Below are 16,983 nucleotides of genomic sequence, written 5' to 3'. Positions count from 1 at the left end.
GTCAGGCCTCGGACTCGGTCTTGTTCCCGGACCAGTCGAGGTGGAAGGTGCCGTCCGCGTCGACCCGACGGTACGTATGGGCGCCGAACAGGTCCCGCAGCCCCTGCACCAACGCCGCCGGCAGCCGGTCACGTCGCAGGCCGTCGTAGTAGGCCAGCGCGGCGCTGAAGCCCGGCACCGGGACCCCCGCGGTCGCCGCGACCGACACCACCCGGCGCCAGGACTCCTGCCCGTCGCTGACCGTCTTCGCGAAGTACGGGTCGACCAGCAGCGACGGCAGGTTCGGGTTCTTTCCGTACGCCTCGCGGATCCGGTCGAGGAACCGCGCCCGGATGATGCAGCCGCCGCGCCAGATCGTGGCCATGTCGCCGAGGTCGATCTCCCAGTCGTAGGTCTGCGATCCCGCCCGGATCATGTCGAAGCCCTGCGCGTAGGCGACGACCTTGGAGGCGTACAACGCGCGGCGTACGTCGTCGATGAAGCTTTCCGGCTTGCGGTTGGTCGGCTTCCGCGCGGGCGGTGGCGCAAGCGCCTCCCGGGCGGCTGCCCGCTGCTCGGCGTGGGCGGACAGCGACCGCGCGAAGACCGCTTCGGCGATGCCCGACACGGGCGTGCCGAGGTCGAGGGCGATCTGCACGGTCCAGCGACCGGTGCCCTTCTGCTCGGCCTCGTCGAGGATCGCGTCGACCAGGGGTCCGCCGGTGCGCGGGTCGGACGTGGCGAGGACCTCGGCGGTGATCTCGATGAGGAACGACTCGAGGTCGCCTTCGTTCCAGCTCCGGAACACCTCGGCCAGCTCCTGAGGCGACCGGTCGAGGACGGTACGCAGCAGGTCGTAGGCCTCGGCGATGAGCTGCATGTCGGCGTACTCGATGCCGTTGTGGACCATCTTGACGAAGTGCCCGGCACCGTCGGGGCCGACGTGGACGCAGCACGGTGTGCCGTCGACGTTGGCCGCGATGGACTCGAGGATCGGGCCGAGCGTTTCGTAGGACTCGGGTGTGCCACCCGGCATGATGCTCGGGCCGTTGAGCGCGCCTTCCTCGCCGCCGGAGATGCCGGTGCCGACGAAGTGCAGGCCGCGTTCCCGCAGCGCGGACTCGCGCCGCCTGGTGTCGATGAAGTGCGCGTTGCCGCCGTCGACCACGATGTCGCCGGGCTCGAGAAGGTCGGCGAGCTGGTCGATCACATCGTCGGTGCCGGCGCCGGCCTGCACCATGACGATCACCGTGCGCGGCCGCTTCAGGGAGGCCACCAACTCGTCGAGGGAGGCGGCCGGAACGAACCGCCCCTCGTCGCCGTACTCCGCGACCAGCGTGTCCGTGCGCGTCTTCGTCCGGTTGTGAACGGCAACGGCGTGGCCGTGACGTGCCAGGTTGCGCGCGAGGTTACGGCCCATCGTGGCGAGCCCGGTGACCGCGATGTCGGCCAGCTGATCCCCCTGCGAGGCGGCCGCCTCGCCGCCGCTGCTCGCCACCTCGGGGGACTCGGTCGTCGTCTCCGTCGTCTCCGTCATGCCACGATCCTCTCGCCTTCTAGGCCTGGATGCGTAGTCGGGTCGGCGCGACACCGGGCCGCTGGTCGAGAGTGATCGGGTCTGTACCCGGAGTGATGCTGCCGAGGATCGAAGGAGCGCTCGCACCCGTACACGCCGGCACCGTCGCCGGAATCCCCTTCGACGTAAGGAATCCGAGCAACGCGAACGCGTACGCCTCCTTCGCATCGGCGGGCAGCCCGAGGTCGTCGATCGGGCGTAAGGACATGCCGGGATCGGCCAGGATGCCGATGCGCCGCATCAACCACGTGTTGCGTACGCCGCCACCGGACACGAGCAACTCGCCCACGCCGTGTTCCTCGCACTCCTCGGCAACCACGATCGCCGTGAGCTCCGCCAGCGTCGTCATGAGGTCGGGTGGGGAGACGTCGGGGAACGCCGACAGCTTCGCGTCGAGGTAGCCGCCGTGGAACAGTTCCTTGCCGGTCGACTTCGGCGCCGGTCTCCCGTAGTACGGCTCCTCGAGCAGGGCACCGAGCAGCTCCACGACCACCTGACCGCTGGCGGCGTGCCGGCCGCCCAGGTCGTACGGCTGGTTGAAGTGCCGCCGCGCCACCAGGTCCATGAGCGCGTTGGCCGGGCCGATGTCGTAGGCGAGGACGCCGCCGTCCGGTCGTACGACAGTCATGTTGGCGATGCCGCCCAGGTTCAGCGCGGCCTTGGGTGCCGTACCGGGCGGCATCAGGAGGACGTCGAGGATGCTCACCAGGGGTGCGCCCTGGCCGCCTTTCGCGATGTCGCGGGCGCGGAGGTCGGACACGACGGGTGCGCCGGTGCGTTCGGCGATCCAGGCCGGCTGGCCGAGCTGGAGCGTGCCCTTGGCGGCGCCGTTCTCGATCCAGTGGAAGACGGTCTGGCCGTGGGAGACCACCAGATCGGCGTGTCCACCGGCCAGCTCGTCGATCCCCCGTGCGGCGGCGGCGGCGAACGTCTGGCCGAGCAGCGTGTCCAGCCGGCAGACGTCGTCGAGGGTCACCTTGGCGGGAGGGAGTACGCGGTCGATGAGCTCCCGCGTCTCGGCGGTGTGCGGGTGCTCCAACGCACCGAGTGGCGTGAGAACGACCTCCTCGCCGTTGACACTCAGGTCCGCCACCGCGACGTCGATCCCGTCGTACGACGTGCCGGACATGAGGCCGATCACCCGGCTCGCGGACTCCGGTGGAGGCCCAGGGGCGGGCTTCGGCGTGGGTGTGGGCGAGGGCGTTGGCGTGGGTTGTGGGGTGGGCTCGGGTTCGGGCCACGGCGGAGGCCCGGGAGGAGGCTCGGCTCCAGGTGGTGGCGTCGGCTCCTGCCCAGGTCGTCGGGTGGGGGCGGCTGGCTCGGGCCCGGGCGTGGGGGCGGGCGCTGGCCACGGCGTCTGCCCAGGCTCCGGCCACGGCGTCTGCCCAGGCTCGGGCTCGGGCCATGGCGTCTGCCCAGGCTCGGGCTCGGGCCACGGCGGGGACCCTGGACCAGGCTCGGGCCACGGCGGTGTCCCGGATGATGCGGGCAGGCCCGGACGGGGACGAGGCGCGTTCCCTGGCGCGATGCCATCCATGCGGGCCATCCAACCGGGCGAGCCCCCATGAACGCCAACCGGGCGAGGCCCTGGTTCGGCGGTAGTGGTAGAGGTCTGCTCCCACCCCTGTCGTGCGTACGCCTCGATGCTCACCATGCGTGGCTGGCAGACGTACGTAGCGTAGGCAGTTATGGCCTGCGCTGGCCGTCGAGATGCCGGCGGAGGAACGGGATCTGGATCGGCGACAGGACGCTCTCGTCGAGCTCCGCCGGTGGGACGACCCGGCTGGCGAGCTCCCACCCCTCCGTGTCGGTCCAGGCGGCGTCGACGCCGACCGATCGGCTGCGGGCGGTGCCACCGAAGATCAGCTGGACGCCGTCGGGATAGGGGTACGCATAGCCGTCCGGGCGCGGGCCGAGGTGGGCGAGGTGGACGAAGCCTAGGTAAGTGAGCGTCTGCGGATCGAGCTGCCAGGCGGTCTCTTCCGCGATCTCGCGGACGACGGCCTCGGTCATGGTCTCGCCCGACTCGAGTCGACCGCCGGGCAGGACGTGCTGTTCCCGGCGGTTCTCGCAGACGACGATGCCGCCGGGGGCGGTGACGATGCAGCGTACGGACGTCACGAGCTCGTCAGGCACCCGCGCCGTCGTGAGATACGCCGAGAACTCCAACGGAAGCGTCCCGGCGCCCCACACCTCGCGATGCGTTGCGGCAGGCCGGTGCCGGGCGAGGACATCCAGGAGTTCCGGGTGGCGACCAGTTGATCCCTGCGTCATGACGCCCCCTCTACGTCCCCGCGTGTCCGTCCATACCTGCGGTAGCAGAGCTTCGGAAATACGCCCGCGGAGAAGCCGGACGTCGTCCACCACCGCGGAGCTCACCCAGCCGCCGCCGACTCCCTCAGGTCGCCTCTGGACCGCCGTCTTCCTCGGCGACATAGGTGCCGCGGCCCGGAACGACGAAAAGAACTCCGTCAGCGACGAGCATGCGAATAGCTCTGTGCACGGTGGTCCGCGCCACACCGTACTCCGAGGCGAGTCGCTCCTCCGCCGGGATCGCTCGGCCCGGAGTCCAGTCACCGCGATCGATCCTCGCGACGATGATCCCGGCCAGCTGCTTATACGGCGTGAGCGGTGCGCCGTGATCGATGGTGGCGTCAGGATCCATTCGATGAACCTACGTATCGCGCCCTGTCGTACTCCCATGCGCTACCGAGCGACCATGAGCGCTACCGGTCGCTACTGGTCTAGACGTACGACTACTGAAGGCGTTACAGTTCGAATCCTCGGCAGGAGGGCGGGCGACCTGGAGGCGGGCCGCCCGCGTTCCTTCGATACGGGGAGGCGATACGAGTGGGCTGGCGAATCTGCCTGTGGCTGGTGTGCGTGACGCTCGGCCTGCTGCTGACGGCGGTGGTCCGATGACCCGCGAACCGATCGACTCGGGACGACTGGACTGGATCTGGAACGGTGAGCTAGGCGAGCAGGGCTACACCGACCTCGACCTGGAGACGACCAGCCGCGTCCTGTCCCGCGTATGTCCGACCTGCGCGGCAGGCGTCGGCGAGTGGTGCCGGACACCGGGCGGCCACGTGCTCGACCACCTCGACCTGCAACACCTCACGCGACGGAGGTTCGACTGAGCCCGCGCCAGCCGAGGAGCATGCTCAAGCGGCTCGACGGTCTGGCCCGAGTTGTTGGAGGTCTTTCGGCATAGAAGCCGGAAAACCTCCAACAACTCGGGTGGCGGGCGGAAGCCCAGCGGAGACCATCGGCTCCGTCGAGACGTCAGGGCTTGGGGAGCCAGTCGGCGACGAGAGAGCGCTCCTGCTCCAACTCCTCGGTCGTCACGCGCAGCCGCTCCTGGGCCTCCGCGTCGTGTGTCAGGCCCTCGACGACCCGCCACTTCGTGCCGTCGGACGTGACCGGGAAGCTGAACGACAACCCTTCCGGTACGCCGTACTCTCCACGACTCAGCACGGCCATCGACGTCCAGTCGCCGGCCGGCGTACCGCCGTGCAGGGCCTGCACCGAGTGGACGATCGCGTTCGCCGCCGACGCGGCCGAGGACGCACCCCGTGCCGCGATGATCGCCGCACCACGCTTCTGGACCGTCTCGATGAACTCCCCACGCAGCCAGGCGTGGTCGTCGATCACCTCGTGCGCTGGGCGGCCGCCGATCCGGGCGTTGAACGCGTCGGGGTACTGCGTCGCCGAGTGGTTGCCCCAGATCGTGACGTTGCTGACGTCCGCGATCCGCACGCCGGCCTTCTTCGCGAGCTGCGCCTTCGCGCGGTTCTCGTCCAGCCGGGTCATCGCGAACCACCGGTCGTCGGGGATCTCCGGCGCGTGCGCACGCGCGATCAGACAGTTGGTGTTGCAGGGGTTGCCGACGACGAGGATGCGTACGTCGTCGGCGGCCTGTGACGCCAGCGCGGTCCCGATCGGTCCGAAGATGCCGGCGTTGGCGCCGAGCAGGTCGCCGCGCTCCATGCCCTGCTTGCGCGGCATCGCGCCGACCAGCAACGCCCACGACGTACCGTCGAACGCCGTGTCCCGGTCCGCCGTCGCCACGATGTCGTGCAGCAGTGGGAACGCCGAGTCCTCGAGTTCCATCGCCACGCCCTCGAGCGCGGGCATGGCCGGCTCGATCTCGAGCAGGCGCAGCACCACCGGAGTCCGTGGCCCGAAGACCTCGCCGGAGGCGATCCGGAAGAGCAGCGGGTAGGCGACGTTGCCGGCCGCTCCGCTGATGGTCACGTGCACAGGGCGTACGACAGAAGCATCGGACATGTCCGTGAGACTAGCCGGCACGTCCTGGCACGAGCGCGAGGGCCCTCCCGGCCGCGCGGCGACGCACCTGATGGTCACGACCCGCGACGGTGAGGCCCAGGTTTCCGGCGAGACCTTTCCGGTAAGGCCACACTTCGGGTGCGACAGCCAAACTCCTGCGTCTTGGCCGGAAACGAAGTCTGCGCCACCCAATGTGCCGTGGCGGGATCTCTCGCCGATCATCAGAATCAGGGCGCGGAAATGAAGCAGCTCTTCAATGTCGTCGCCATTGGCTTGGCTCCGTTGTTCCTTCTCGCTGGAACGCCAGAGGCGCCCGGCACCATCGAGCCGCCGGAGCGCCAGGCCGCCCAGCAGAGGGCCGGCCCAGCAGCGGGCGAACACACCTTCACGGCGAGCTACCACGGTGACGGCTGCGCCCCCTCGGTTTCGGATTCCTTCACGGTCGTGGTCACGCACAAGGTCCGAAGCAACCCGCATCCCGAGCCGACGTACGTACTCGCGGGCATCAGGTCGATGGCCAGTGAGCGGCCGGCAGCAGTGCCCGCCCGGAAAAGCGGAAGGCTGGCCGAGATGTTCGGCTACGGCTTCCTGGCCTCGATGGGGGTGGCAGGTGTCCTGCTCGTCGCGGTGCCCGCCTATCGCAGCCGTCGCCGCCGGAACGCCTGACCGGGGAGGCTACTCGGGCTCATGAGGCGTATCCCCTGCATACGTGTGGAGGGAGCCCGCCAGGGCCCGGACCGCGTCCCGTAGTTCCGCCGGCCGCCTGATCACGAACGGCCAGCCGAGCCCGGCCAGCATCTGGGCCACGCCATCCAGCCGCTCCGCCCGGAGCGTCACGACCACGCCACCAGCCGCGCCGGAGTCGTCCACTGGAGCGTCACCACCCACACCAGGTCGGGCCACATCGGGCCCGCCCGCCAGTTCGGTGAGGGTGGCCATCGACGGCGGGAGTCGGCGGCGGACCTCCGCGAGCGGTGCCCGCACGACCACCTCCACCTCGTGGGTCCAGGGCACCCGCGCCAGCGACCGGTGGACATGGTCGACGGCGTCGAAGTCGGCCGGCGGCGTAAATCCCTCGGCGCGGACCTCGACGTCCGCGATCCGATCGACCCGGAAGGTACGGATCTCGCCCCGCCGGTGATCGTGGCCCGTGACGTACCACCGGCCACCCTGAACAACCAGGCCGTAGGGGTCGAGGTCGCGGACGCTGCGTTCGCCGGCTCTCGATGCGTACGACATCCGCACCCGGTGTCGCTGGTGCGCGGCGGTGGCGAGCCGCAACACGACAGCCGTCGGCGGGGCGTGACCGGGGCGCGGTGTGAGCCCGAATCCCAGTGTGTCGGGCACCGCGGTGATCTGGTCCCGCAGCGCGTCGGGCAGCACCCTGGTGATCTTCGCCAGCGCGCTCTCGGTGGCGACGGCGCTGGTCGTGGTCGCGACACCGGCCGCCCGCGCCGCGAGCAGCCCGAGCACCACCGCGGTCGCCTCGTCGTCGGTGAACATCAGCGGCGGCAGCTTGTAGCCAGGTCGCAGCCGGTAGCCGCCGTACCTCCCGCGATCGGCCTCCACCGGGATCCCGAGGTCGGCGAGCCGGGTGGCGTACCGCCGGACCGTTCGCGGATCCACGCCCAGCCGCTCGGCCAGGTCGACCCCGGTCAGCCGGTGGTGGGCCTGGAGTAGTTCGAGCAGGGCGAGGATCCGGGTCGTCGGGTGCTGGCTCTCGATCGTGGACACGGAGACAAGAATGCCGTGCAATGCGGGCGGAGTCGGTCCGGATTAACTCCTACGGTACGTACAGACCGTCCGCCAAGGGGCGACAAACCGGAAGGGAAGCCCGACATGGCTACATACGTCCTCGTTGCCGGCAACTGGCTCGGCGGCTGGGCCTGGGCCGACGTGACCCGCCACCTGCGCGCCGCCGGCCACGACGCCCATCCCGTCACGCTGACCGGGGTCGGCGACCGGGTGCATCTGGCGTCGTCCACGGTCGACCTGGACACGCACATCAGCGATGTCGTCCACACGATGGAGTACGAAAACCTGCACGACGTGATCCTGGTCGGGCACAGCTACGGCGGGTTCCCGGTGACCGGCGCGGCCGACAAGGTGCCCGACCGGCTGGCGCGGGTGGTCTACGTCGACAGTGGCCCGCTACCGGACGGGTCGTCACAGCTGGACACGCTCGGGCCCGAGGGACGAGACGCCATCCTCGCGCGGATGGGAGCGGACCCCGACGACGGTTGGCGCGAGCCGCTTCCGACCTGGGCAGCGGTCGAGGCGGACGGCACCGGCGGCGGACTCGACGAGGCCGCGTGGGCGCGGATCGCGGCCCGCGCCACTGCCCAACCACTCGGCGCCAACGCGCAACCGCTCCACCTGGTCGACGACAAGCGCCGGAACGCGATCCCCCACACCCTCATCACCTGCCTGTTCCCGCTGGAACAGGTGCGGGCCATGATCGCGGCGAAGCATCCGTTCTTCGCCGCCTTCACCGCCGACCAGGACTGGTCGTACGCCGAACTGCCGACCGGTCACTGGCCGATGTTCTCCGAACCGGAGCAGCTCGCGCGCATCCTCGACGACCTCAGCGGCCGGTAACCCCAGGAAGCGAGGTGCCGTACCGGTCGCCCACCGGCTCCGGGAGACCGTCGAGCTCCGCCAGCGCGTCGGCCGGCAGCTCGAGGTCGCCGGCCCCGGCGTTGTCCTCGAGGTAGCGCAGCCGCTTGGTCCCCGGGATCGGCACGACATAGCGGCCCTGCGCGACAACCCAGGCCAGCGCCACCTGCGCCGGCGTGGCACCGACGCGTTCGGCGACCGCACGGACACCCGCGACGATCGCCTGGTTGGCCTCTGCCGCGTCGGCCTGGAAGCGCGGCATCTGGCGCCGCATGTCGCCCTCCGGCAGATCCTCCGCCGAGGCGATCGCACCAGTGAGGAACCCTCGCCCCAGCGGCGAGAACGGCAGGAACGCGATGCCCTGCTCCTCGCAGTACGGCACGACATCGGCGAGCTGGCCCCGCGTCCACAACGACAGCTCGGACTGCACACTCGCCACCGGGTTGATCGCCTGCGCCTGTTTGATGTCGTCGACGTCGACCTCGGACAGTCCGATCGCCCGCGCCTTGCCCGCCGCGACGACCTCGGCCATCGCGCCCCAGGTTTCGGCGAGCGGTACGGCCGGGTCGATCCGGTGGAGCTGGTAGAGGTCCACGTGGTCGACACCGAGCCGGGCGAGGCTGCCGTCGATGGCGCCCCTGACGTACTCCGGCCGGCCGTTGCGGTGCATCGCGCGGGCGCCGTCGGTGAGCAACCCCACCTTCGTGGCGAGCACGACCTCGTCGCGGCGACCAGCCAGCCCTCGGCCGACCAGCTGTTCGTTCGAGTAGGGGCCGTAGACGTCGGCGGTGTCGATCAGCGTGACGCCGAGGTCGATGGCCCGGTGGATGACGTCGAGGGAGGTCGCATCGTCGCGACCCGCCTCGTCGTACGCCCAGGACATGCCCATGCAGCCGAGGCCGATCCAACCGACTGGTACGCCGTCTGCGCCAAGAGTGGTTGTCCGCATGTCACCCATCATGGTCGTACGACGGCTCAGGCGAACGACCACCCCGAACCGGCGTGGCCTGGCCAGCGGCGAACGCCGCCGCCAGCAGGCACAGCGCCGCCGGTGAGTAGAACAGCCCGACGCTCAGCCCGGTGATGACGACGCCGGCCAGCGCCAGGACGGCGATCGTCCACAGCACCGGCACGTGAAGCGCCGTGGGAAGAAGGGACGTCGCCACGGCAAGAACAGTCACGACGACCGGCGTGCCCAGGACGACGGCCGTACCGACCACACCGACGCCGAGGTCGACCGTCCCGCCCATGAGCGCCAGCCCTGCCACGACCGTCATGACCACGACGTAGCCGAGGGCGACGATCCGCAGCCACCAGCTCACGCCTCCCGCCCGGCGACGCCACCCGGCCGACCGGCCGAGAAGGGCGAGTACGCCGAACATGACGACAGCGAGGCAGGTCAACACGATCGTCACCACGGGTCGACCTCCGGAGTTCCACGGGCGCGGTCCGCCCGAGCACGTCAGCCGACGTCGGCCGCCAGGTAGTTGCCGTCCTCGTCCACCTCGCCGGCAGCCCAGGCATCGACCCACTCGCTCACCAGATGCAGCAGGAACAGGTGCATCTCCTGCGTACGCGCCGTCGTCATGGACGTAGCCAGCAGCGCCAGGTCCGCGTACTGGACTGCTTCACCACCGTCACCCGCCGCGAACAGGACCGTCGTCGCACCGGCGGTCCGCGCCGCCTCCAGGCCCTTGACGACGTTGACCGAGCGACCGCTGGTGGTGAATCCGACGACCACGTCCCCGGGACCGGCCAGCGCCGTCACCTGGCGGGCGAACACCTCGTCGAACGTGTAGTCGTTGCCGATGCAGGTGACCACCGAGGGATCGACCGTCAGCGCGACAGCGGGCAGTGGCCGACGCTCACGGCGGTAGCGACCGATGAGTTCGGCGACAAGATGCTGTGCGTCGGCCGCACTGCCACCATTGCCGAACGTGTATGCCCGGTTACCACTCTCGAACGCCTGGCACAGCTGCCGGCCGACGTCCTCGACCGAGGGAAGCAGAGCTTCGACAGCTCGAGCGGTCTCCAGATGGTCAGCAACCTGCCGGGCAAGCAGATCACGCATCTCGCACCTTCCACAACGTTTCTGCGGGCAGTGGTGCCCGGCTTCTGGAGGCTATCGCGCAGGGACCCGACCTACCTCCGCGTCCACGTCCAAACGGATCGCCCCGCCCATAACTGGACAGTTTGATCGGTTCAGCTCGTCTCGGTCTCGGTCTCGGTCATCGTGTCGGTCACGGCCCACTCGGCTCGCTCGGGTCCTCGAGCAGGTTGGCCGCGACGACCGGCTCGCCCGCGGCCGTGGGGACGAGGAAGGTCCTGATCTCGTGCGGCCCGAAATCCGCCTCGACCGTACGCCCGAGGAAGGGCAGGTCCAGCCGCATCGTTCCCGCCACCCCGGTCGACTCGTACGCCCGCACCACGACGTGGCCGCCGCCCTCCTCGGCACGCTTGACCACGGTGGGGACCACCGGACCGTCGGACACCGCCACGAACGACGCCGTCGGCGGGCGCGTGCCGGCGTGGAACGACTCGTACATCGCGACCGGACGCTGCGCCAGTTCGGCGGCGAGCCGAACAACGCCGGCCGCCCCCCAGTCACCGGCATGCGGCACCAGCAGGTACCGGAACTGTTGGCGACCCTGGTCCTGGAAGCTGTACGGACTGGCCGGGCCGAGCTGGTCGGCGTCGAGCTCCCGCGGCTCGTGCCAGGCGTACACCGGGCTGCGGGCCGCGGTGATGCCGATGTCGCCGGTGCCCTCGGCTGCGTCGGACGTATCGGGGACCGCGCCGGACGTATCGGGGACCGCGCCGGACGTATCGGGGACCGCGCCGGCGGACGTGCTCACGTCGTACGCGGACTTCGCGTCGTTGATCACCGTCAGCCCGGCGCGGGAGCCGTCCGGCAGCTCACCGGTGACGTCGACCCACGTCTGCCCGGGTTCCTCGGCGCCGTCGGCGGGGCGTTCGAGATGGCCGTACGGGATCTCGTAGGTCGCGGTCGGCCGGCGCAGCGCGGTGGGAAAGCGCAGCTTGAGGAGCTTCAGGCGTTCGTGCCAGTCAAGGGTGACGCGAACCTCGAGATGTCGGGCGTCCGCTGCGAGGACCAGCTCCTCGACAAGAGTGGAGGCGCCGTACGTGCTCTCGATCCGCACGATCGAGCGGACCGGGCCGTGCTCGACGAGGCGTACCGACCGAGCGGTGAACGGCGTGCCCGGCTTGGCGTAGGACACGACGCGGTGTCCCCAGGTGTCGGTCGGGTCGTCGGTGACGACGGTGTGCGGGCGGTTGACGCCGTGGGCCAGGTCACGCCCGGTGCTCTTGTCGACGAGGCTGCGCAGCCAGCCGGTGGTCGGGTCGACCTCGACGCGAAGGTGCGCGTTTTCCACGACGGTCTGCGAGCCCGGATCGCTGGGACTGGCGGCACTGGGGCTGGCGGCACTGGGACCGGCGGCGCTGGTCGGAGCGTCGCCGGGGCAGATCCGGTAGAGGCGGTACCCGAGCGGCGGCAGGTCGACAGGGAAGACCAGTCGGCGGGGGTTGGACGTGGTGGCGAGCGCCTGGGCGTACTGCACCGGCACCGGACGACCCTCCGCGTCCTCGACGCGCCCGCGTTCACCGCTCAGGCCGAACTCACACTCGACGTACGTACGCACCGCCCACGGGTGCGGGTTGAAGACCATGACCGGCTGGTCGCCCTCCCCGAAGGGGATGTCCACGTCGCGCGCGATCGTCTGCAAGGCGAGGTTGACAGTACGCCGGGCGATCGAGCGGGCCTCGCCGAGTTGGTCGCGGGCATCGTCGTACGCCGGCTCGATCGACGTGCCGGGCAGGATGTCGTGGAACTGGTTGAACAGCACCTGCTTCCAGGCGTGCGTGAGTTCCTCGTGGGGGTAACGCGTGCCGGCGACGTGAGCCGCGACGGTCGCCCACTTCTCGGCCGTCATCAGGGCGTGCTCGGCACTGCGTACCCACGCCTTGATGCCCGAGTGCGCGGCGTAGCAGCCGGCCGCGTGGTGCTGAAGGTCGCCGCGCCAGGTCGGGATCTCGGCACCGGAGTTCTTGACATCCTCGACGTAGGCGGGCGGGCTGGACAGGCGCAGTTCGCCATACGCACCGAGCTCGTCGAGCCGGCGGATGCTGGCGAGGTTGGCCTTGGTCGGCCCGCCGCCATGGTTGCCGACGCCGTAGAACACCATCGCCGTGGTGAGTCCGGGCGGCAGTTGTGCGATCGCCTTGTCCGTGTGGTAGGCGATGTCGGCGCGGGGACTGCAGTATTCGTGGGGGATGCGGTACGCCAGAACCCGCGACCCGTCCGGCGACTCCCACCAGAACGGGTTACCCGGCAGCTCCGCCTCATGCGGTCCCGGGCGGAGGAAGCAGTAGGCCTCCATGCCCTGTTGGCGCAGGATCTGCGGAAGGTTGGCGTGGTGGCCGAACGGGTCGGCGTTGAGGCCGACGGTTGCTGCGACGCCGAACTTCTCCCGCAGGTAACGCTGACCGTAGAGCCCTTGTCGTACGAACGACTCGCCGGTCGGCAGGTTGCAGTCGGGCTCCACCCACCAGCCGCCGACGTTGACCCAGCGGCCTTCGGCGACGCGCTTGCGGATCGCCTCGAAAAGGGTGGGATCGCTCTCCTCGACCCAGGCGAGCAGGGCAACCTGGTCGCAGGTGAAGACGAAGCGGGGATGCTCGGCCATCCGGTCGATCGCCGAGGCGAACGTCGCGCGCGCCTCGGCGAAGCCCTCGGGCCACTGCCAGAGCCACACGGGATCGATGTGGGCGTTGCCGATCATGTGCAGGATCCGGTGCGGTGCGGCGGCGGGCCTCGGCATGGACTGGCACTCCTCCTTCATGGCTGCGGATCCCGTCTGCCCGACGGCGTGGCGATCTGGAATCGTTACCACGTTGAAGGTACGGGCGCCTGTCGCTCACCGTCAAACGCTGCAGCAGAGCTCGCGGGGCGGCCTTGCACCCGGGACAGCCCGCGAATGACCACGCTGAGCACCGCGAATGACCACGCTGAGCACCGCGAATGACCACGCTGGGCAGGTGAATGTCATGGTGACAAGGCGTCGATGCCTGGATTTGGTTCACAGGCATGCTCAGCGTGGTCATTTGCAGCGGCGGCACAGGTCAGCGGGCAACCAGGGCCGGCCGGACGTAGGTCAGGAACTCGTGCGGCTCGACGCGCGGCGGCGGCCGAGCCGGGCGGTGGAGCCGCGCTCGATCAGCGGACAGTCGAGGCGGATGGTACGCGGCCTGCCAGGCTTGCCGATCCGGTTCACCAGCTGACGCGCGGCCCGGGCCCCGACCTCAACCGACGGCTGGCCCACCGTGGTGATGCCGGGCTGGACCATGCTCATCCACGGCGAGTCGTCGAACGCCACGAAGGACAGGTCGTCCGGAATCCGCAGCCCGAGCCGGGTCGCCTGCCGCCACACGATCTCCGCGACCAGGTTGTTGGCCGCGAACACGGCCGTGGGGCGGCGCCGCTTCGACAACAGCTCGGTAACTTCCTTCTCGATGCGTTCGGGATCGAAGCCGCACGACACCACCGCGTCGTCGCCGGCAGGCCGATCCGCCTCGGCCAACGCCTGCAGGTAACCCTTCGCGCGGCCCGCACCCGTCGTCCACCCCAACTCGTCGGCGATCAGGGTGATCCGCCGGTGACCCAGCTTGATCAGGTGCCGGGTGAGGTCACGCGCGGCCGTGACGTTGTCGACGAGGACGGCGTCGCACTCGCCCCGGCAGTACTGCCGGTCGATCTCGACCACCGGTACCCCCTGCCGCACGATGAACTGCGTCGCCGCGGCCGAGACAGGCGTCAGCAGAACTCCCGCCACCCGCATGGCGAGGAACGTCCGTGCCGCGTCCATCTCCTCCAACTCGCTGCCGGCGTCGTCGACCAGGAGGATCGTGTAGCCCTGCGCGCGCAGGACACCGCCGGCCCCTGCCGCGACCTCCGCATAGAACGGATTGCGCAGATCCGACACCAGCAGGCCGACCGTGGGAGTGCGGCGCGCCTTCAGGCTCCGCGCGTTGGCGTCGGGAACATAGCCCAACTCCTCGGCGGCCGCGTCCACCCGGGATTTCACGTCGGGCGCCGCATAGCCACGACCGGTCAGTGCACGCGACGCGGTCGAACGTGACACGCCGGCATGCGCGGCGACATCGGCGAGGGTGATCCGAGCCGGGACATCTGACCCTGCGGTGGTACGCCGCTTCGCGTGGGTCACGCCACCTCCCAACGAGCGAACCGCGACCAGTCGCGGGTCAGGAAACACGCGTCGGGAGTCCCGCGCGCAAGGAATATCAACGGACCGTAGCCAGTGTTCGGCAGGAGCGTCAACAACGCTTCAGTATGGAGTCGGCGCGTCGCCCCTCATATCTGGTCCGCGCTCGACGTGTGCGGTGCCATTACCGGCCCGGAATACACCAGGCGTGACACCCCAGTGCCGGCGGAACGCGGTGGTGAAGTGGCGCACATCGGGATATCCGCACGAACGCGCAATCTCCGTAATCGACGGCGGCCTTTTCGGTACCGCCCGTTCCAGGAGTCGCTGTGCGGCGATCTCCAACCGGAGCCGGACGAGAAATCCGTGGACCGTCGTACCAGTGAACGCACGAAAGACACGGCCGGCGTGGCGCTCGCTCAGATGCACCTGTGCCGCCACATCGCGGACCGCGACCGGCCGGTCATAGTTGTCCTGCAGGTACCGCACCATCGTGCGCGCCACCTGTTCGTCGCGGGCCGGCAACGCCGCCTCGGGACTCGGGATGAGGGTCGGGTCGTCCACGACCGCGCGCGCCGTGTCGATCACCAGCATCCCGGCAAGCCGGTTGACGATTTCACCGAACGCCGGACCCGGCTGGGTCGCCTCGCGGGCAAGGAGTTCGAGTAACGCGGGTACCCGTACGGCGGATCCGGAAAGGACCGGCGTCGCCGGACTCGCGAAGGTTTCGAGCAGCCGGCGTCCGTGATCGGTCATTTCAGAGTCGTGAGCGGTCAACCCGGCGCCGGGACCGGGATCGAGACGGGGACGGGCGTGCCGCTGCGTGGTTCGAACGGGCGCGGGAATGAGGGTGTAGGACCAGAAGTGCAGGCAGAGTGGATCATCCGTACTCGAGATGATCTCGTGGACATCTCCAGGCCGGGCAACGAACAATGTGCCGGAATCGACGGTGTACTCCCGCTCGCCGGTACGGAAGAGCCCGCTTCCGGAGTACGCATAACAGATCTCGAAGAATGAATGCGTATGCAGAAAGTTTCGCCACGGGCGCGGTTCGTAGAAACCCCAGTAGAGGAATTCGGCGCGGTGATCTGCGACATCCATCCCAATTCGTACAGAATGTAGGAATTCGATATCTCGCCCGTCGTACGCCAATACCGGACCGTCCGGCTCCCGGGCCGGCAGGTGCGTCGCCGACCGGTCCGGGACCGGAAGGTCCGGTGTCAGGGAGTTGACGGTGTCGCCAACCGGAACCGCACTCACGGCGAGGCTTCGCTCCGACAGGTCGGGTCCACACCGCGGAGGATCATGCCTTGGCCGAGCGAGCCGGTGTGCATGTCCGTGGTCGGCGGGTCCTCGGGATCGCGGTACTGCACGAGCAGCGTCGTCCGCGCCTGGTCGGTCGTGTTCACGCCCGACCCGTGCACCGTGAGGTAGGTGAAGAAGAGGACGTCGCCCGCCTCCGCCTCACAGGGCACCGACTTCTCCAGCGGCCACTCCGAGAACGGCAGGTGGAAACTGCCCTCGGACGCGTGCGCCAGTGGGCCGTTCTTGTGGCTACCCGGCACCACCCGGACGCAGCCCTTCGCCAGCGGAGCGTCGTCGAAGTGGAAGATCGCGGCACCCATCGAGTGCTTCGCGTGCGGGAAGAACGGGTGGTCCTGATGCAGCGGGAAGGGCGACCCCTTCTCCGGTGGCTTGATGAACAGCTTCGTGTGGTGGAGCTGCACATTCGGGGTGCCCATCACCGCCGCGGCCACGTCGGTGAACCGCGGATCGATGATCAGCTTCGCGAACGCCGCCGCGTAGAACTGCACGTCGTGGCAGTGCTTGAGCTCCGTCTGGTTGCCCATCGCCAGCTCTCGGGCGCTGCCCCAGGTGGGGTCCGCGTCCCGGTTGAGACGCTTGATCAGGGCGTGGGACTCCTCGCGGTACTGCGCCGCCTCGGCCTTGTCGAGCAGGCCCTTGACGAGGACGAAGCCCTCCTCGGCGTAGGACGCGGCATAGGACGCGAGCTGTGCATCGTCGACCATGGTTCCTCCCGGCTCTCCCACCTCGTCTCGGAGGTGGTGACGTCGTGCTACGTGCCGACGTCCCGACCGTAGGCGCGCACGGCGTTCAGGTCGCGGGGCCTCGACAGACATCCTTGTTGAGGAAACGGACATGGACGAGTGGTACGCCGGAGTCGGTCACCGGCCTACCGGGCACATGTCGGCGCCGGCACTGCCGCGCGGGGCGGTCGCGCGGGGCGGTCGCGCGGGCCTACGGCGCACCTCGGCGCGG

16 protein-coding genes are annotated in these 16,983 nt (G+C 69.6%); 3 read left to right on the top strand and 13 right to left on the bottom strand.

Features of this window, described 5'->3' with window-relative positions; translation table 11 throughout:
• Nucleotide 1: 1 nt before the first annotated feature.
• The 4 genes from gnd to ABNF93_RS24025 form a co-directional block, all read right to left on the bottom strand.
• Nucleotides 2-1,516 (bottom strand): NADP-dependent phosphogluconate dehydrogenase, encoded by a 1,515-nt coding sequence (gnd, locus tag ABNF93_RS24040; protein WP_349330419.1) that lies wholly within the window; start codon nucleotides 1,514-1,516, stop codon nucleotides 2-4.
• 19 nt (nucleotides 1,517-1,535) lie between these two features.
• The gene (locus ABNF93_RS24035; protein ID WP_349330418.1) at nucleotides 1,536-2,696 is read right to left on the bottom strand and encodes an anhydro-N-acetylmuramic acid kinase; all 1,161 of its coding nucleotides are present in this window, start codon (nucleotides 2,694-2,696) and stop codon (nucleotides 1,536-1,538) included.
• Nucleotides 2,697-3,241: 545 nt separating this feature from the next.
• Nucleotides 3,242-3,829, bottom strand: a complete 588-nt coding sequence (locus ABNF93_RS24030) for an NUDIX hydrolase (RefSeq protein ID WP_349330417.1) — start codon at nucleotides 3,827-3,829, stop codon at nucleotides 3,242-3,244.
• A gap of 124 nt (nucleotides 3,830-3,953) precedes the next feature.
• Entirely contained in the window at nucleotides 3,954-4,220 is a 267-nt protein-coding gene (locus ABNF93_RS24025; RefSeq protein ID WP_349330416.1) for a GntR family transcriptional regulator, read from the bottom strand.
• 253 nt (nucleotides 4,221-4,473) lie between these two features.
• On the opposite strand from ABNF93_RS24025, the gene ABNF93_RS24020 reads away from it, so the two are divergent.
• Entirely contained in the window at nucleotides 4,474-4,695 is a 222-nt protein-coding gene (locus tag ABNF93_RS24020; protein WP_349330415.1) for a zinc finger domain-containing protein, read from the top strand.
• Between the two features lie 145 nt (nucleotides 4,696-4,840).
• On the opposite strand, the gene ABNF93_RS24015 is transcribed toward ABNF93_RS24020, so the two are convergent.
• Entirely contained in the window at nucleotides 4,841-5,845 is a 1,005-nt protein-coding gene (locus tag ABNF93_RS24015) for a malate dehydrogenase (protein WP_349330414.1), read from the bottom strand.
• A 240-nt stretch (nucleotides 5,846-6,085) separates the two neighbouring features.
• On the opposite strand from ABNF93_RS24015, the gene ABNF93_RS24010 reads away from it, so the two are divergent.
• Nucleotides 6,086-6,511, top strand: coding sequence for an Ig-like domain-containing protein (locus ABNF93_RS24010; protein ID WP_349330413.1), 426 nt, complete (start codon nucleotides 6,086-6,088; stop codon nucleotides 6,509-6,511).
• Nucleotides 6,512-6,520: 9 nt separating this feature from the next.
• On the opposite strand, the gene ABNF93_RS24005 is transcribed toward ABNF93_RS24010, so the two are convergent.
• Nucleotides 6,521-7,579 carry a helix-turn-helix transcriptional regulator gene (locus ABNF93_RS24005; RefSeq protein ID WP_349330412.1) on the bottom strand — a complete coding sequence of 353 codons (1,059 nt, stop codon included), beginning with the start codon at nucleotides 7,577-7,579 and terminating at the stop codon, nucleotides 6,521-6,523.
• Nucleotides 7,580-7,684: 105 nt separating this feature from the next.
• On the opposite strand from ABNF93_RS24005, the gene ABNF93_RS24000 reads away from it, so the two are divergent.
• Nucleotides 7,685-8,443, top strand: coding sequence for an alpha/beta fold hydrolase (locus ABNF93_RS24000; protein WP_349330411.1), 759 nt, complete (start codon nucleotides 7,685-7,687; stop codon nucleotides 8,441-8,443).
• Here ABNF93_RS24000 and ABNF93_RS23995 read toward each other — a convergent pair.
• The 7 genes from ABNF93_RS23995 to ABNF93_RS23965 all read right to left on the bottom strand — a co-directional run bounded on the left by ABNF93_RS23995 (nucleotide 8,430) and on the right by ABNF93_RS23965 (nucleotide 16,733).
• Nucleotides 8,430-9,410 (bottom strand): aldo/keto reductase, encoded by a 981-nt coding sequence (locus tag ABNF93_RS23995; RefSeq protein ID WP_349330410.1) that lies wholly within the window; start codon nucleotides 9,408-9,410, stop codon nucleotides 8,430-8,432. The two genes, ABNF93_RS24000 and ABNF93_RS23995, sit on opposite strands and share 14 nt — an antisense overlap.
• 1 nt (nucleotide 9,411) lies before the next feature.
• On the bottom strand, nucleotides 9,412-9,879 hold the full coding sequence (locus tag ABNF93_RS23990) for a hypothetical protein (RefSeq protein WP_349330409.1): 468 nt from the start codon (nucleotides 9,877-9,879) through the stop codon (nucleotides 9,412-9,414).
• A gap of 44 nt (nucleotides 9,880-9,923) precedes the next feature.
• A complete protein-coding gene (locus tag ABNF93_RS23985) occupies nucleotides 9,924-10,532 on the bottom strand; it encodes a D-sedoheptulose-7-phosphate isomerase (RefSeq protein WP_349330408.1) in 609 nt (202 codons plus the stop codon).
• 169 nt (nucleotides 10,533-10,701) lie between these two features.
• On the bottom strand, nucleotides 10,702-13,302 hold the full coding sequence (locus tag ABNF93_RS23980; protein WP_349330407.1) for an alpha-mannosidase: 2,601 nt from the start codon (nucleotides 13,300-13,302) through the stop codon (nucleotides 10,702-10,704).
• Nucleotides 13,303-13,635: 333 nt separating this feature from the next.
• Nucleotides 13,636-14,706, bottom strand: a complete 1,071-nt coding sequence (locus tag ABNF93_RS23975) for a LacI family DNA-binding transcriptional regulator (RefSeq protein ID WP_349330406.1) — start codon at nucleotides 14,704-14,706, stop codon at nucleotides 13,636-13,638.
• 120 nt (nucleotides 14,707-14,826) lie between these two features.
• Nucleotides 14,827-15,804, bottom strand: coding sequence for a helix-turn-helix domain-containing protein (locus tag ABNF93_RS23970; RefSeq protein WP_349330405.1), 978 nt, complete (start codon nucleotides 15,802-15,804; stop codon nucleotides 14,827-14,829).
• A gap of 155 nt (nucleotides 15,805-15,959) precedes the next feature.
• The gene (locus ABNF93_RS23965) at nucleotides 15,960-16,733 is read right to left on the bottom strand and encodes a phytanoyl-CoA dioxygenase family protein (protein ID WP_349330404.1); all 774 of its coding nucleotides are present in this window, start codon (nucleotides 16,731-16,733) and stop codon (nucleotides 15,960-15,962) included.
• Between the last annotated feature and the right edge of the window lie 250 nt (nucleotides 16,734-16,983).

The organism is Actinopolymorpha sp. B9G3, from assembly GCF_040120725.1.
Lineage (GTDB): Bacteria > Actinomycetota > Actinomycetes > Propionibacteriales > Actinopolymorphaceae > Thermasporomyces.
The sequence above is the reverse complement of the archived record's forward strand: the minus strand, read 5'-3'. Positions and strand labels throughout refer to the sequence as shown.